Raw genomic sequence first — 16474 nt, forward strand, 5'->3', positions numbered from 1 at the left:
TTCATGGACGATCTTGCGCCCGACACCCTCTCCGAAGCCGGCCAGACCGGCGAGGCCCGCTCCCCCAACCGGCTCTTCGCCCTGAAGGACAAGGACACCTTCATCGTCGCCGACGCCTTTGGCGACATCACCGGCGAAGGGGACGGCCTGTTCCACAACGACACCCGCATCCTCTCGCGGTTCCGCATGTTGCTGGGGACGAGCCAGCCTTCCCTGCTGTCGGCGGCCATCGGTCAGGAGAATGTGTTCTTCACCTCCAATGGCGCCAACCAGGCCCTGCCCTATCCCGGCGGGCCGATGGGGCCGCCGGGCGTGCTGCATGTGGAGCGCCGCCGCTTCCTCTGGGACGAGCGGCTCTATGAGCGGGTGCGCATCGTCAATTACAGCCGCGACGTGGTCCTGGCGCCCCTGACCCTGGAATACGGCGCCGACTTCCGCGACATGTTCGAGGTCCGCGGCGCCAAGCGCCCGAGGCGGGGCGTGACCCTGCCCCCGGAGTGCGACGGGCGCTCGGTGCGCTTCCGCTATGAGGGCCTGGACTATGTGGAGCGGGCCAGCGTGGTGGCCTTTTCCGACGCCCCCTGGCGCATCAGCCCGCAGAAGGCGGACTTCATGTGCAGCCTCAATCCCGAGAGCCATTTCGAGCTCTATATCGAGGTCGGCGCCCATGCGGGCCTGACCCCGAGCCGCGAGCGGTTCGAGGCCGCGGCCACCCGCGCCCGCTGGGACATGCGCCGACGGCGCCGACACGGGGCGCGACTGCGCAGTTCCGGGCGGCTGTTCAACGAGTGGCTGGCCCGCTCGCGCTCGGACATCGCGCTCCTGACCACAAGGCTGGAGACCGGCCCCTATCCCTATGCGGGCATCCCCTGGTTCTCCACGGCCTTTGGCCGGGACGCCATCATCACCTGCCTCCAGCTGCTGTGGTTCGAGCCCAGCCTCGCCAAGGGGGTGCTGACCTATCTGGCCGCCCACCAGGCCGAGGAGGTGTCCAGCTTCCGCGACGCCGCGCCGGGGAAGATCATGCACGAGACCCGCAAGGGCGAGATGCCCGCGGTGGGCGAGGTGCCCTTCGCCCGTTATTATGGCGGGGTCGACACCACGCCTCTGTTCATCGTCCTGGCCGGCGCCTATGCCGAGCGCACCGGCGACTATGAGCTGATCGACGCCCTGTGGCCGGCGCTCAAGCGCGCCACCGCCTGGATCGAGCGGTTCGGCGATTCCACCGGCGATGGCCTGATCGACTATGCCCGCGGCGAGGACTCAGGCCTGTCGAACCAGGGCTGGAAGGACAGCGAGGACTCCGTCTTCCATGCCGATGGACGGTTTCCCAAGGGACCGATCGCCCTGGTGGAGGTTCAGGGCTACGCCTATGGCGCCTTCCGGACCATGGCCGACTTCGCCCAGCGGCGGGGCGACATGGAGTCCGCCCACCACTGGCGCGGCCGGGCCGAGCATCTGCGCGACGCCGTGGAGCAGCGGTTCTGGATGCCCGACAAGGGCTTCTACGGCATGGCCATCGATGGGGACGGCGAGCTCTGCACGGTCCTGGGCTCGAACCCCGGCCACCTGCTGTTCGTCGGCCTGCCGGCGCCGGAGCGGGGCAAGGCGGTGGCCGAGCGGCTGCTGTCAGGCGCCTTCTCCACCGGCTGGGGCCTGCGGACCCTGGCGGCCGGCGAGGCCCGGTTCAATCCCATGTCCTATCACAACGGCTCGGTCTGGCCCCACGACACGGCGCTGTGCGTCCAGGGCATCGCCAACTACGGCGAGCGCGAGGGGGTGGTGCTGATGATGTCCCACCTGTTCGAGACCGCCGCCCATTTCGAAATGCGCCTGCCCGAGTTGTTCTGCGGCTTCCGCCGGGCGGCCGGCGAGCCGCCGGTGGCCTATCCCGTCGCCTGCCTGCCCCAGGCCTGGGCGGCCGGCGCGGTGTTCATGATGCTGCAGGCCTGCCTGGGCCTGAAGATCAAGGGCGCCGAGCGGCGGGTGGAGATCCACGACCCGCGCCTGCCCATCGGCATCGACCGCCTGTGGGTCGAGGACCTGCGGGTCGGGCCGCACCGGATCAGCCTCGGCTTCGAGGATGTGGACGGCCAGATCAAGGTCCGCTTCACCCCCGTCGAAGGGGTCCAGGTGGTGGTCAGCTAGAGCGCCCTGACTTGCTCGGTCAGCGGCGTGGCACGTGGGCCAGGCGCAGGATGTTGGCCGCCCCCGGCGAGCCCATGGGCAGGCCGGCCAGGATCAGGATCCGGCGCCCCGGCGCGGCCAGGGCCAGGTCGCGGGCGATCTCGGTGGCGATCTTGGCGAGCGATTCGGAATCCGCCGGCTGGGGCACCACGCGGGCCTCCACCCCCCAGGTCAGGGCCAGGCGCCGAGCGACGCCGGCATGGGGCGTCAGGGCCAGGGCCGGCTGCAGGGGGCGCTCGCGGGCCAGGCGCAGGGCCGTCTGGCCAGTGGTGGTGAAGCTCGCCAGGCAGGCGATGGAGGGGCCTTGCGCGGCGCGGCTGGCGGCGGCCACCAGGGCGTCGGCGTCGGCGTCCTCCATGGGATATTCCGCGGCCATCAGCTCGGTCCAGCGGGGGTCGCGCTCCACCCTCGCAATGATGCGATCCATGATCGAGACCGCCTCCAGGGGGAAGCCGCCCGAGGCCGTCTCGGCCGACAGCATCAGGGCGTCGGCCCCCTCATAGACCGCGCCGGCCACGTCGGAGGCCTCGGCCCGGGTCGGCGTCGGCGCGGTGGTCATGGATTCCAGCATCTGGGTGGCGACGATCACCGGGATGCCCCGGGTGCGGCAGGCGCGGATCAGCGCCTTCTGCACCACCGGCACGTCCTCGGGCGCCAGCTCCACCCCCAGGTCGCCGCGGGCCACCATGACCCCGTCGCAGAGGTCGAGAATCTCGTCCAGCGCGTCAAGGGCGGCGGGCTTTTCGATCTTGGCCAGGACGGCGGCCCGGCCCTGGACTAGCTGGCGCAGCTCGGCCATGTCGGCGGCCCGCTGCACGAAGGACAGGGCCACCCAGTCCACCCCCTGGTCCAGGGCGAAGGCCAGGTCCTTGCGGTCCTTGGGCGTCAGGGCCGGGATCGGGATGGCGTGGCCGGGCAGGTTGAGGCCCTTGTGGTTGGACAGGGTCTCGCCGACCATCACCTGGGTCTCGGCGAAGTCGGCGCCGTGGCGCGTCACCTGCAGGCGCACCCGGCCATCATCGATCAGGATATCGGCGCCGGCCTTCACCGCCGCCAGGATCTCCGGATGCGGCGCGCAGACCCGCGAGGCGTCGCCCGGCGTCGGGTCGAGATCCAGGCGGAAGGCCTGGCCCGGGCGGATGCGCACCTGGCCGTCGGCGAACTTCCCCAGGCGCAGCTTGGGGCCTTGCAGGTCGGCCAGGACGGCGATAGGCCGCCCAGTGGCGACCTCGGCCTGACGCACCGTGGCGATGGCGCGGGCATGGTCCTCGTGGGTCCCATGGCTGAAATTGACGCGGAAGACGTCGGCCCCGGCCCGGGCCAGCGCCTCCACCTGGGCAGGACTGCGGCTTGCGGGGCCCAAGGTGGCGACGATACGCGCGCGGCGGGCTCGGATCATGGGGTCCCCGTTTGGAAGTGCGGCCGCACCGGGCCAAGATGGCGGCGAGTCACTTGGCGCGTCACAGCTTAGCAAACAGGGCTAAGACGCCGTCGAGAAAAAGGACGCGACACATGCGACACAACCGCGAGGCGCCTAAGCTGTGATCCAGACCCTGGACCTGTTCCCCATCGGCAACTGCGCGGCCAGCGGCCTTATCGACCGGCAAGGCCGCATTGTCTGGGGTTGCGTGCCCCGGGTGGACGGCGACCCCTTCTTCTCGGCCCTGCTCAGCGACCGCGATCCCGCCGACCGGGATGTCCACGGCCTGTGGGCCATCGAGGCCGAGGACCACGCCAGCACCCGCCAGGCCTATCTGCGCAACACGCCGATCGTGCGCACCGAGGTCACCAACAAGCACGGGGACAGTTTCGAGATCCTCGACTTCTGTCCGCGCTATCGCCAGTTCGGCCGGGTCTATCGGCCGACCGCCTATATCCGCCTGGTCCGGCCCATCACCGGCGCGCCGCGCATCCGCATCCGCCTGCGCCCGACGGTGAACTGGGGCGAGGCGCCGGCCAGGCAGACCACCGGCTCCAACCACATCCGCTATGTGGGCGGGCCGACCACCATGCGCCTGACCACCAACACCTCGGTCAGCCACATCACCGAGGAGCGCGTCTTCCGGCTGGAAGAGCCGATCGCCATGTTCCTCGGCCCCGATGAGGGGTTCGACGCCGACGTGATGGCCACCACCTCGCGGATGCTGAACGAGACCACCGACTACTGGCGCAGCTGGGTGCGGACCCTGTCGGTGCCGCTGGAATGGCAGGAGGCGGTGATCCGCTCGGCCATCACGCTCAAGCTCTGCGCCTATGAGGAGACCGGCGCCATCGTCGCGGCGCTGACCACCTCTATCCCCGAACATGCGGAGTCCGGGCGCAACTGGGACTATCGCTACTGCTGGCTGCGAGACGCCTATTATGTGGTCCAGGCCCTGACCAGGCTGGGCGCCGCCGACATGCTGGAGAACTACCTCTCCTATCTGCGCAACCTGGTGGACACTGAGGGCGGCGGCCATGTGCAGCCGGTCTATGGGGTGGGGCTGGAGCCTGGCCTGATCGAGCGGTTCGCCGACGCCCTGCCCGGCTATCGCGGCATGGGGCCGGTGCGGATCGGCAACCAGGCCCACGAGCATCTGCAGCACGACGTCTATGGCCAGATTATCCTGTCGACGGTGCAGGCCTTCTTCGACGAGCGCCTGCTGCGGCCGGCCACGGTGGAGGATTTCCGCGACCTCGAGCCGGTGGGCGAGCGGGCCTATGAGATGTACGCCACGCCGGACGCCAGCCTGTGGGAGTTCCGCGGGCGCGAGGCGATCCACACCTATTCGGCGGTGATGTGCTGGGCCGCCTGCGACCGGCTCGGCAATGCGGCCGTCCAGCTCGGCCTGCTGGAGCGGGCCAAGTACTGGAACGCCCGGGCCGACGAGATGCGCGGCGTGATCGAGGCGCGCGCCTACAACCCGGCGCTCGGCCGCTTCGCCGCCACCTTCGACGGGGACGAACTGGACGCCAGCCTGCTGCAGCTGGTGGACGTGCGCTTCGTGCCCCCTGGAGATCCGCGGATGGCCGCCACCATCGAGGCGGTGGAGAAGGGCCTGCGGCGCGGCCCCTACATGCTGCGCTACGCCCTGCCCGACGACTTCGGCGAGCCCAAGACCGCCTTCAACATCTGCACCTTCTGGCTGATCGAGGCCCTCTATCTCAGCGGCCGGGCCGACGAGGCCCGCGAGCTGTTCGAGGAGATGCTGACCAGGCGGACGGCGGCGGGCCTGCTGTCGGAGGACATCTCCTTCGACGGCAATGAGCTGTGGGGCAACTATCCGCAGACCTATTCCCTGGTCGGGCTGATCAACTGCGCGGCGCTGCTCTCCAAGCCGTGGGCGGCGGTGCGCTAGAAGCGCGTTCCGATAAGTGGGAACCGGTTATCGGATCGAAACGCGCGCCCGCGAAAAGAACTAGATCACACCCGTGATCTAGACTTTCAGCTCCGGGGCGGTGAAGCCGCGCACATTCTCGTCGATGGCCTGGGCCAGCGACAGGAGCCTCCCGTCGCCGCCATGCGGTCCGATCAGCTGCGCGCCCACCGGCAGGCCATCGGCTGAAAAGCCGGCCGGCAGGGTGGTGGCCGGCAGCAGGCAGGCGGTCGCCAGGCCGATCCAGCCCAGCAGGGTCACATAGGGCGCGCTCGTCCCGTCCGACAGCTTCAGCGCCCGGGACGGGAACGAGCCTTGGTTGTGCGCAAACGCCGTAACCGGGGCGACCGGCGCTAGGATGGCGTCATAGGCGTCGAACACCCCCTCCATCTCCCGGCGCAGACGGGCGCGGATGGCGTCGGCGGCCAGCCATTCCCGGTGGCGGGCGGTATAGGCGAGCGCCGTGGCCGCCCAGGAGAAGGGGCCGGCGCCGCGGGCCCGGGCGATCTTCGCCGCCGGGCGCATCCACTCCATCCTGCGCAGGTCCTTCTCGCGCATGTCACCGCCGATGATGGCGCCCAGCAGCACCATATAGGCGTCCAGCAGGGTGGCCACGTCCACCGGCGGGGAGACGAACTCAATGGTGGCGCCCGCCGCCGACAGCTCGCCGGCGAAGGCCTCGATCACCGCCCTGACCTGCGGGTCCAGCGGCAGGCCCGGCGCCTCGACCCAGACCCCGATGCGGGCCTTGGCCAGATCGGCGGGCGCCGCCTTGGGCGAGACCCCGCCATCGCAGATCACCGACAGCAGCAGCCGCAGGTCCCGGGCCGAACGGGCCATGGGGCCGATGACGTTCAGGTCCGGCTCCTGCCAGGAGCCCGGCGAGGGCGGCACATGGCCGTGCTGGGGGACGAGGCCCCAGGTGGGCTTGTGCGAAAACACCCCGCAGAAATGGGCCGGGATGCGCAGGGAGCCGCCGATGTCCGAGCCGATCTCCAGGGCCGTGACGCCGCTGGCCAGCGCCGCGGCCGCCCCGCCCGACGAGCCGCCCGGCGTGCGGGCGATGTCCCAGGGATTGTTGGTGGTCCCATAGAGGCCGTTGAAGCTCTGCCAGTCCCCGGCCATCACCGGTACATTGGTCTTGCCCCAGATCACCGCCCCGGCCTTGCGGGCCAGCGCGCTCACCGTGGCGTCCTCGGCCTGGCGGCGGCGATGGATCTCCAGCCCGGCCGAGGCCGGCATGCCGCTGACGTCCAGGGTGTCCTTGATGGTCATGGGCAGGCCAGCCAGCGGCCCCAGGGCCCCGTCCCGGGCGCGGATGTCATCGATGGCCCTCGCCCGCTCCAGGGCGCGCTCCAGGTCGGCGGCGACCACGGCGTTCAGCCGGTGGTGGGTCTGTTCGTGACGGGCCAGAGCCAGCTTCAGGAGCTCGACCGCGCTGATCCGGCCGGCGCCCAGCAGGGCCAGCTGGCCGCTGGCGTCCAGGGCCAGGACGTCGAGGTCGGGGTTCACGCGTGCGCCTTCTTCAGGCCCAGCACATCCTGCATGTCATAGGCGCCCGGCGGCTGGCGCACCGCCCAGAGGCCGGCCTCCACCGCGCCACGGGCGAACAGGCTGCGGTCCCGGGCCGAGTGGGACAGGGTCAGGATCTCGTCCTCGGCGGCGAAGACCACCGAATGCTCGCCGATGATCCCGCCGCCGCGCATCACCGAATAGCCGATCTCGCCCTCTGGCCGCGCCCCCGTAATCCCGTCCCTAGCCGCCCGCGCCACCGTCTCCAGCGCCACCCCGCGCCCGTCGGCGGCGGCCTGGGCCAGCATGATCGCCGTGCCCGACGGCGCATCGACCTTGCGCCGGTGGTGGGCCTCGAAGACCTCGATGTCGTAGTCGGCCGCCGCCAGGGCCTGGGCCGCCTGGGCCACCAGGCCCAGCAGCATGTTGACGCCCAAGGAAAAGTTGCCGGCCCGCACGATGGGAATGGCCCCCGCCGCCTTGTCGATCGCCGCGATCTGGTGGGCGTCAAACCCGGTGGAGCCGATCACCAGGGCCATGCCCCCTTGGGCGGCGCACACCTGGGCCAGCTCGACCGAGGCCTTGGGGGTGGAGAAGTCGATCACCACCTGCGCCGCAGCAAGCGCGCTGGCCCGATCCACCAGCCGCGGATCCTCCGCGCCCGGCCGGTCGAAACAGGCGAACAGGTCAGCGTCCCCGCGCCCCTCCACCACGGCGGCCACAGCCTGCCCCATACGCCCCAGGGCGCCCGCGACGGCGATACGAACAGGTGCGGTCAGGGCGATCTCTCCGGGGCTTGGCGGCGCAGGGGAGCGAATGTCGCGCCTGGGCGCCCGCGGTCAAGGGCGGAGAGGGTCCCCAACCGGAAAGAGGATCAGGCGCGGTCGCGGAGGCGAGCGATCTCGCGTGCGAACTCGGCGCGAAGCGTATCGGCCTCGTCGTCCGGCAGCCAGTCAGCCATCTGCGGAAACACCGTCTCCCACATGCGCGTATCCCGCTCCGACCACGGCAGGGTCTGGGACCGGCGCGCCAGGGCCAGCAGGGCGTTGAGCTTTTCCCGCGCGCGGGCCGGATGGTCCACAGGCGTGGGCGCCGGCGCCGGCATACGGGCCTCACCCTCGCCAAACAGGCTCAGCTGTCGAGGGCCATCGGTGTGGCGAAGGAAGTCATCGACGTCACCCATCAAGGTCAGCTCACGCTATCAGGTTTCGCCGTCCCACCAGCACACCGACCACCATCTGGCTCACCGCCCTCACGGCCAGTGGTCCAACAAACAGCAATACGACCAGGTGCGGTCAGGACAGTATCTCCAGCACTCGGTGGCCCAAGGCAGCGAATGTCGCGCCGGGGCGCCCGCGGTCAAGGGCGGAGGTGGTCAGGCCGCCGCGCCAAAGTCCAGCTGTCCATGAGGTGTCGCCTACAAGCGACATTCGGTTGACAAAATCACCTATTGTCGCCCATAGTTTACACATGATCGAGGTGCGCCAGACCGAGGCGTTCAGGGCGTGGCTTGAGAAGCTGCGGGATCGCAGGGCTGCGGCCAAGATCGCCGCGCGCCTTGCGCGGCTCGAACTCGGCAATTTCGGCGATGCGGAGGCGGTCGGCGAAGGCGTCTCCGAGCTGCGGATTCACTATGGACCCGGCTATCGGGCCTACTTCGTGCAGCGTGGCGAGGTCCTCGTTGTCATGCTCTGCGGCGGCGACAAGTCATCGCAGGATCGGGACATCAGTCGGGCCAAGGCCATGGCGCGTGAATTGGAGATGTGAGCGGATGCCTCTGAAGACCAGCCGCTTTGATGCGTCGGCCGTTCTGGACACCCCCGAAGCGATCGAAGCCTTCCTGGAGGACGCCTTCGAATCCGGCGACCCGTCCTTCATCACCCACGCCCTGGGGATCGTCGCCCGCGCCAAGGGGATGTCGCAACTGGCCGAAGAGACCGGCCTCTCCCGCCAGGCCCTCTACAAGGCGCTCAGCGCCGAGGGCCGTCCGGAGTTCAGCACGGTCCTGAAGGTGGCCGGCGCCCTAGGCTTCCGGCTGCACCCGGAGCGCGTTCCGGAGACGGCCTGATTGGGTTCGGCGGCTGACAACCTTGGAAGAAGGGTGCGGCGCCATTGCGCCACTTGCTGAGGCTCCGAGCCAGAATGCGGCCATTCCCTCAGCGTCGACGAATGTCGGTTGCCGACCTGCCGCCACGGTTGAATTAACCCATTGCGGACTTTGCCGCCCGTCCATCAAGGCGGGCACGGTCGCTTCCCAAGTCTAGGCGCGGTGACCGCGGACTTTCGGCAGCCTGCCCGACCGGTGCGGCCTGCCTGCCTTCAATACCGGCCTGGCAAGCAGCCGACTGCGGGGCGGCGGGGCCAGCGACTTTCCGTTGTTCAGCCTGGGTTTTGGCCCGGTGCGGCTGCTTCCGCATCGGGCAGTTCGCCTTCATCGTCGGACCCGCGGATCGTTCGCAGGTTGGCTCGAAACGCGCGGTGGCTTTCGTCATCCGGGCCAAGCCGCTCCGCGAACACGAGCCGAAGAATGGCAAGCGCTGCAGCGCCTGCCTCAAGCACCGCATGCAGCCCGAACACGAGCCGAGGGCCGTTCTCATGCAGATAGATTTGGATAAATCGGCGGCCTTCTTCGTCAGGCATTGCTTGCGCATTCGCGCTCAAACCCCGTTCGTTCGGGTGCCCACCGTAGTCGATAGATTGCTGATAGAGTTCCCCGAACAGCGCGCCTATTTCAGCGTCCAACGCCGTCACGCTCGCGAGGACTGTGGTGTGGTGAAAATCCCGCCCTCGCGCCACTTTCATTGCGGCGGCTCCATCATGCCGTCTCAACCACGCTTCCGTCCGCTTCGCGTTACCCTCTAGGTGGACGGCATAAGCCGCCGCCTCGATGCAGGCGCGGATCATCGGGAACATGTCGCCAAGCTGACCCGCCAAGGCGTGTTCGCAGGCCGCGCGGAAATTGGAGTGGCTGCGGAAGGCGAGGTGCGGCGTGACAGGGTTGGGAGGGTCACGCCAGCCATCCAAATCCATGAACTGGGCGTCAAGATAGGCGAGATTTCGCATTGCCGGCCCGTAGTGCGCGAACGTCGCCCACCGGTTTCGCGCTGCATCAGCCATAAAGGACGTCAGCGGGTCGGCGCCCTACCCAGGCGGTGGTGAAAGGTCGGTCGCGTGCGCCTTCCCCATCAGCACGTGCCACGCCTGCCGAACTCGTTCACCCGACAGCATGGGGCCTCCTTGGCCGTTTATTCCTGCGGCTCTGTCGGGCCGCGTCGTATCAGTTCGATTAGCTTTTCCTGCATCGGCACTAGCGGTTCGCACTCGCGCGCGAATTCCACGGGCAGGGCCTTTGTGATGGCCACAGCGTCCTGTTCGTATCGCGCCTTCAGCTCCATCAGTCGTACCTCGACCAAGTTGTCGAATGTCGCCGTTGCCTCCGCAGCTCGACTGAGCGCCATGCCCTCGACCATGAACAGCAGTCCCGCCACCTTCCAGCCGCGCGCGCGGCCCTGCGCCAGCGTCACTGTCTCAGGCATGCCTGTGCGCGTTGCGACCACCTCCATGAGTCCGAACCACGCGCTACAGTTCGCGAACCGCTGCGCCATCGCGTAGTTGCCTTCGCGGGTGGTCGGCAAGGGTTGCAGTTGCTGTGCTGCGGCAGGGTTCGCCACGACGAGGGCGCCAAGTAGCGCCGCGATGCTCAGCTTTCTCATGCACCTAGCTTCGCCCAAGCTGTGCCTTGTGGCTACGGGCCTTTGAAGCACTGATGAAGTGCGCGGTGAATATCGGCGGGACGTCCGCAGCGTTGGACCCTGATCGGCAATCGAGCCGAGGGCGCACGGATCTGCGATCCGCCGCGTACTGGGGACGTGCCTCATGCTCCAGTCATCAGCAAACGACCGCAGCCGACTTCGGGTGCGCGCGCCACAGCAGACCTTTCGATGGTCTTCATTGAGCCCTAATCGACCTCCACCCGCGTGCCAGCTCCACCCCCCACCCGCAATTCCTACCGCTCCGCAGGAGTCTGGAGGTTGTGGCGGGGGGGCGGCCTATGTAGGTTGCGGCCCTCATCCCATCACCCGTGTCTGCAAGGACCGTCCGCGCTCATGAGCGACGCCGAGAAACGCACCTTCACCGACGAGGAGGCGCTCAGCTTCCACCGTCTCCCCACGCCTGGAAAAATCGCCATCGTGCCGACCAAGCCGATGGCCACGCAGCGGGACCTCTCGCTGGCCTATTCCCCGGGCGTGGCCGTACCGGTGCTGGCCATCGCCGAGGACCCGGACAAGGCCTACGACTATACGTCCAAGGGCAATCTGGTGGCGGTGATCTCCAACGGCACGGCGATCCTGGGGCTGGGCAATCTCGGCGCCCTGGCGTCCAAGCCGGTGATGGAGGGCAAGAGCGTCCTCTTCAAGCGCTTCGCCGACGTGGACTCCATCGACGTGGAGGTCTCGGCCACCGATCCGGACGAGATCATCACCGTCGTCAAGAATATCGGCATCACCTATGGCGGCATCAATCTGGAGGACATCAAGTCCCCGGAATGCTTCCGCATCGAGACCGAGCTGCAGGAGCTGCTCGACATCCCGGTGTTCCATGACGACCAGCATGGCACGGCGATCATCTCGTGCGCAGGCCTGCTGAACGCCTGCAAGATCACCGGGCGGCGCCTGGACGAGGCGAAGGTCGTGCTGTGCGGCGCGGGCGCTGCGGGCATCGCCTCGCTCGAGCTGATGAAGGCCATGGGGGTGCGGGCCGAGAACTGCATCGCGGTGGACAATACGGGCGTGATCTATCGCGGCCGCGCCGAGAGCATGAACCAGTGGAAGTCCGCCCATGCGGTGGACACCGACAAGCGCACCCTGGCCGAGGCGCTAGACGGCGCCGACGTCTTCCTGGGCCTGTCGGTCAAGGGGGCGGTGACCGCCGAGATGGTCGCCTCGATGGCGCCCAACCCGATCATCTTCGCCATGGCCAATCCCGATCCGGAGATCACCCCGGAAGAGGTTCACGCCGTCCGCAGCGACGCCATCATGGCCACGGGCCGCAGCGACTATCCCAACCAGGTGAACAACGTCCTGGGCTTCCCCTACATCTTCCGCGGCGCGCTGGACGTGCGGGCGCGGCGGGTGAACATGGAGATGAAGATCGCCTGCGCCCAGGCCCTGGCGGCGCTGGCCCAGGAGGACGTGCCCGACGAGGTGGCCGCGGCCTATCACGGGGTGCAGCTGAAGTTCGGCCCGCAATACATCATCCCCAGCCCGTTCGACCCGCGGCTGATCTGGTACATTCCGCCCTTCGTGGCCCAGGCGGCCATGGACACCGGGGTGGCGCGCAAGCCCATCGAGGACATGGACGCCTATCGCGCCCAGCTGGCCCAGCGCCTCGATCCCACCGCGGCCTTCCTGCAGAAGCTGCAGGGCGCGGTGCTGTCGGGTCCGAAGAAGCGCGTGGTGTTCGCCGAGGGCGAGGAGGCCAGCGTGATCCGCGCAGCCTACGCCTTCCAGACCGCAGGCCTCGGCGAGGCCATCCTGGTCGGCCGCGAAGAGCTGGTGGCCGAGAACATGCGCGCCGTGGGCCTGAGCCCCGAGGATGCGGGCCTGAAGGTGATCAACGCCCGGGTCTCCGAGCACAATCCGGAATTCGCCGAGTACCTGTATGAGCGGCTGCAGCGTCAGGGCTATCTGATGCGCGACGTCCAGCGGCTGGTGAACCAGGATCGCAACACCTTCGCCGCCTGCATGGTGGCGCTCGGCCATGCCGACGGCATGGTGACCGGGGTGACCCGCTCCTATGATCAGGTGCTGGACGAGGTGCTGCGGGTGATCGATCCCGCGGCCGGCGGCCGGGTGATGGGCATGTCGGTGCTGCTGGGCAAGGGCCACACCCTGTTCATCGCCGACACCAATGTCACCGAGATGCCCGAGGCCGAGGACCTGGTGGAGATCGCGCTGGAGGCCGCCCAGGCGGTCAAGGCGCTCGGCTACACCCCGCGCCTGGCCTTCATGTCCTATTCCACCTTCGGCAATCCCATGGGCGACCGCTCCGAAAAGGTGCGCGAGGCCGTGGCCATGCTCGACGAGATGGACCTGGACTTCGAGTACGAGGGCGAAATGCCCCCGGCCCTGGCCCTGGAGCCGGAGCGCCGCGGCAACTACCCGTTCATGCGCCTGACCGGCCCGGCCAATGTGCTGATCATGCCGGCCATCCATTCGGCGGCCATCTCCACCCAGCTGGTCCAGGCCTTTGGCGGCGCCACCGTGGTGGGGCCGATCCTGCTCGGCCTCGAAAAGTCGGTGCAGATCTGCCCGCTGTCGGCCTCGGTGTCGCGCATCCTGCAACTCGCCACCCTGGCCGCCTACGACCAGACCCAGGCCCAGGCCCAGGTCGAGGCCGTCCTGTGATCACCCAGGCAGACCACCGCCTGACCTAGGGATCGCGCGCCTCCGGGCGGCGGGCGATCCGTCGCCGCCGCTCCGGGGGAGATCGCGCCATGGGCGCCTCAGAATCCGACTCGTCCGCCCCCGGCTTCACCCTGGGGGTGGACTTCGGCACCACCAACACCGTCGTGGCCCTCGCCCTGCCCGGCGAGCCGGCCCGGCTGGTGCGGTTCCCCGCCCCCGAGGGCGAGCTCTTCGCCTTCCGCTCGGCCCTGGCCTTCCACGCCCCGCCCGAACACCCCACCGAACGCACGGTGGAGGCCGGCCCCTGGGCCATCGAGGACTATGTGGAGGACCCGCTGGAGACGCGGTTCATCCAGTCCTTCAAGACCTTCGCGGCCTCGGCCAACTTCACCGAGACCCAGATTCTCGGCCGGCGCTACGCCTTCGAAGACCTGCTCTCGGCCTTCCTGCTGAAGCTCCGCGACCATGCGGGCGCAGCGCTCAAGGACCTGCCCGGCCGGGTCATTGTCGGGCGCCCGGTCACCTTCGCCGGCGCCGCGCCCCAGGCGGGGCTGGCGCTTTCCCGCTACGAGACGGCCTTTTCCCGCCTGGGATTCTCGGAAATTCTCTATGTCTATGAACCGGTGGGCGCGGCCTTCTTCTTCGCCCGCACGCTTCAGGCCGACGCCACCGTCCTGGTGGGCGACTTCGGCGGCGGCACCAGCGACTTCTCGATCATCCGCTTCCATCGCGATGACAAAGGCGCCTTCCGGGCCGAGCCCCTCGGGCGATCGGGCGTCGGCGTGGCCGGCGACGCCTTCGACTACCGGATCATCGACAATCTGGTGTCGCCGGCGCTCGGCAAGGGGTCGAGCTACAGGACCTTCGGCAAGGTCCTGCCCATCCCCAACCGCTACTATTCGGCCTTCGCCCGCTGGGACCAGCTGGCCCTGTTGCGGGCCTCCCGGGACATGCGCGAGATCCGCAGCCTGGAGCGCCAGGCGGTGGAGCCGCAGAAGATCGCCGCCCTGGTGGAGATCCTCGACGACAACCACGCCTATCCCCTCTATCGCGCCGTCTCGCGCCTGAAGGAGACCCTGTCGGCGAAGGACGAGGCGACCTTCGCCTTCGAGGCCGGCGCGGTCTCCATCACGCGGTCTGTGGCCCGGTCCGAGTTCGAGAGCTGGATCGCGCCGGAACTGGCCCAGATCGAGGGCGCGGTGGACGCCGCCCTGGCCGACGCCGGCCTGGGCGCCGATCAGATCGACCGGGTCTTCCTCACCGGCGGCTCGTCCCTGACGCCCGCCGTGCGGGCCATCTTCGCCCGCCGCTTCGCCGCCGAACGGATCGAGACCGGCGGGGAGCTGGAATCCATCGCCTCGGGCCTGGCCCTGATGGGCCACGAGCCCGACCTCGACCGCTGGGGCGAGCGGGCCGTTCTAAGCTAGGCCGGAACGACCCCGGTCTCGCCGGCCGGGACGGCCAACCGCGCCCGGGTGCTGATCGTCCCGCCGGGGGCGCTGACCTTGTCCAACACCCGGAAGGCGGTCTCCCAGCGCTCGGCGGTCACGTCGCACAGCAGGTAGCCCCGCTGGGCGTTGTTGAACTTCAGCTGCGGATTGGCCGCCAGGAGCTTCGCCATATGCGGCTGCTGGTCCACGCCGTCCCCGCCCGAGGTGATGGATGTGCCGACGAACTCCGTGGCGATGGCGCGGCCCTCTGGGTGGCGCCCGTCCAGGTGCAGTTCGCCGGCATAGTTCTGATGCTCGTCCCCGGTCAGCACCACCGGATTGAGCACGCCCCGATCGCGAATGTGGCGCAGCAGCCGCGCCCGGGGGGCGCGATAGCCGCCCCAGGAGTCCGGATTGGCCATGTAGCCCGGCCCCGGATCGCGATCGAGGTCCATGACCATCACCTGCTGGGCGATGGCGTTCCAGCGGGCCGGCGAGGTCGACAGGCTGTCGAACAGGAACCGCTCCTGTTCAGAGCCCAGCATCTCGGCCTCGGCCCGCTCCAGCTCGTCACAAACCCCCCAGCGGCCGCCACAGGCCTGGTCGGACCGGTATTGCCGCGTGTCCAGCAGGTTCAGCCGCAGCAGGGTCCCGTAGTCGGCCCGCCGGTAGAGGCGCATGGCCGGCCCCGCCGGGAAGGCCGACCGACGCAGGGGCATGTGCTCGTAATAGGCCTGCATGGCCGACTGCTGGCGCAGGCGGAAGATGGCCCGGTCGGTCCCGTCCTGGTCGAGGTCGGCCGCCCAGTTGTTGTCGATCTCGTGGTCGTCCCAGGTGACGAACCAGGCCGCGGCCGCATGGCTGGCCTGCAGGTCGGCGTCCATCTTGTACTGGGCGTAACGACGTCGGTAGTCGTCCAGGCTGTAGATCTCCTGGCCCACATGCTGGCGCTGGTTGGCCTGGGGGCCGGCCCCGGAATTCCCCACCCGGGCCGAGCGGCCCTCATAGATGTAGTCCCCGTAGCAGAAGACGAAGTCGAGCTCGTCCTCCTGCGCCAGCCGCCGGTGGGCGGTGTAGAGGCCCTGCTCATAGTGCTGGCAGCCGACCACGCCGAACCGCGCCCGGGCCAGGCTCGCCCCGGCGGCTGGCGTCGTCCGGGCCCGGCCGACCAGGCTGCGCTCAGCGCCGGCGGTGAAGCGATAGTGATAGGTGCGCGCCGGCGAGAGGCCGTCCACCTCCACATGCACGGCGTGGGCGAGCTCGGGCCGGGCCACGGCCTCGCCCTGGGCGGCGATACGGCTGAAGCCCTCGTCCTCAGCCACCTCCCAGCTCACCGGCACGGGGCGGGCGGGCATGCCGTGGCCGATGGCCAGGGGGTCAGGCGCCAGCCTCGTCCAGATCACGAAACCGTCGGGCGCCGGGTCGCCGGCCGCCACGCCGAGCTGGAACGGATCGTCGGCGAAGACGGGCTGGGCCAGGGCCTGGCGCGGGTCCAGGCTCGGCGCCAGCAACGCCCCCAGGCCGAGCGCCATCATGCGGCGGCGCGACAGGGTCAGGGCTCGGGTGATGTGGTCGGTCATTG

At 69.2% G+C, this 16474-nt stretch carries 13 protein-coding genes; 6 read left to right on the forward strand and 7 right to left on the reverse strand.

Annotation, left to right across the window (positions count from 1 at the left end; all coding sequences use genetic code 11):
• Window positions 1-3: 3 nt before the first annotated feature.
• Window positions 4-2148: an amylo-alpha-1,6-glucosidase gene (locus Q7S93_RS09885; RefSeq protein WP_304713715.1), complete on the forward strand. Its 2145-nt coding sequence runs from the start codon at window positions 4-6 to the stop codon at window positions 2146-2148.
• Between the two features lie 19 nt (window positions 2149-2167).
• Here the strand turns inward: Q7S93_RS09885 and pyk are convergent, their stop codons facing one another.
• Window positions 2168-3586: a pyruvate kinase gene (gene pyk, locus Q7S93_RS09890; protein ID WP_304713716.1), complete on the reverse strand. Its 1419-nt coding sequence runs from the start codon at window positions 3584-3586 to the stop codon at window positions 2168-2170.
• Between the two features lie 142 nt (window positions 3587-3728).
• Between pyk and Q7S93_RS09895 the strand changes: the two genes are divergently transcribed.
• Window positions 3729-5525, forward strand: a complete 1797-nt coding sequence (locus Q7S93_RS09895; protein WP_304713717.1) for a glycoside hydrolase family 15 protein — start codon at window positions 3729-3731, stop codon at window positions 5523-5525.
• A 78-nt stretch (window positions 5526-5603) separates the two neighbouring features.
• On the opposite strand, the gene Q7S93_RS09900 is transcribed toward Q7S93_RS09895, so the two are convergent.
• The 3 genes from Q7S93_RS09900 to Q7S93_RS09910 all read right to left on the reverse strand — a co-directional run bounded on the left by Q7S93_RS09900 (window position 5604) and on the right by Q7S93_RS09910 (window position 8238).
• The gene (locus Q7S93_RS09900) at window positions 5604-7055 is read right to left on the reverse strand and encodes an amidase family protein (protein WP_304713718.1); all 1452 of its coding nucleotides are present in this window, start codon (window positions 7053-7055) and stop codon (window positions 5604-5606) included.
• The gene (gene dapB, locus Q7S93_RS09905; RefSeq protein ID WP_304713766.1) at window positions 7052-7834 is read right to left on the reverse strand and encodes a 4-hydroxy-tetrahydrodipicolinate reductase; all 783 of its coding nucleotides are present in this window, start codon (window positions 7832-7834) and stop codon (window positions 7052-7054) included. The genes Q7S93_RS09900 and dapB overlap by 4 nt, the downstream gene beginning before the upstream one ends.
• A gap of 95 nt (window positions 7835-7929) precedes the next feature.
• Window positions 7930-8238 carry a hypothetical protein gene (locus Q7S93_RS09910; RefSeq protein ID WP_304713719.1) on the reverse strand — a complete coding sequence of 103 codons (309 nt, stop codon included), beginning with the start codon at window positions 8236-8238 and terminating at the stop codon, window positions 7930-7932.
• Between the two features lie 287 nt (window positions 8239-8525).
• Here Q7S93_RS09910 and Q7S93_RS09915 point away from each other — a divergent pair, with 287 nt between their 5' ends.
• Window positions 8526-8822 (forward strand): type II toxin-antitoxin system RelE/ParE family toxin, encoded by a 297-nt coding sequence (locus tag Q7S93_RS09915; protein WP_304713720.1) that lies wholly within the window; start codon window positions 8526-8528, stop codon window positions 8820-8822.
• 4 nt (window positions 8823-8826) lie between these two features.
• Complete coding sequence (locus Q7S93_RS09920) at window positions 8827-9123, forward strand: addiction module antidote protein (protein ID WP_304713721.1); 297 nt, start codon at window positions 8827-8829, stop codon at window positions 9121-9123.
• A 311-nt stretch (window positions 9124-9434) separates the two neighbouring features.
• Here the strand turns inward: Q7S93_RS09920 and Q7S93_RS09925 are convergent, their stop codons facing one another.
• Window positions 9435-10118: a hypothetical protein gene (locus Q7S93_RS09925; RefSeq protein WP_304713722.1), complete on the reverse strand. Its 684-nt coding sequence runs from the start codon at window positions 10116-10118 to the stop codon at window positions 9435-9437.
• A 182-nt stretch (window positions 10119-10300) separates the two neighbouring features.
• Window positions 10301-10768 carry a hypothetical protein gene (locus tag Q7S93_RS09930; RefSeq protein ID WP_304713723.1) on the reverse strand — a complete coding sequence of 156 codons (468 nt, stop codon included), beginning with the start codon at window positions 10766-10768 and terminating at the stop codon, window positions 10301-10303.
• Window positions 10769-11161: 393 nt separating this feature from the next.
• Here Q7S93_RS09930 and Q7S93_RS09935 point away from each other — a divergent pair, with 393 nt between their 5' ends.
• Both Q7S93_RS09935 and Q7S93_RS09940 read left to right on the forward strand, forming a co-directional pair.
• On the forward strand, window positions 11162-13462 hold the full coding sequence (locus Q7S93_RS09935; RefSeq protein ID WP_304713724.1) for an NADP-dependent malic enzyme: 2301 nt from the start codon (window positions 11162-11164) through the stop codon (window positions 13460-13462).
• 89 nt (window positions 13463-13551) lie between these two features.
• Entirely contained in the window at window positions 13552-14889 is a 1338-nt protein-coding gene (locus tag Q7S93_RS09940) for an Hsp70 family protein (protein WP_304713725.1), read from the forward strand.
• Here Q7S93_RS09940 and Q7S93_RS09945 read toward each other — a convergent pair.
• Complete coding sequence (locus tag Q7S93_RS09945; protein WP_304713726.1) at window positions 14886-16472, reverse strand: alkaline phosphatase D family protein; 1587 nt, start codon at window positions 16470-16472, stop codon at window positions 14886-14888. The genes Q7S93_RS09940 and Q7S93_RS09945 overlap by 4 nt on opposite strands.
• Window positions 16473-16474: the final 2 nt, after the last annotated feature.

The organism is Phenylobacterium sp., from assembly GCF_030646615.1.
Taxonomy (GTDB): domain Bacteria; phylum Pseudomonadota; class Alphaproteobacteria; order Caulobacterales; family Caulobacteraceae; genus Phenylobacterium.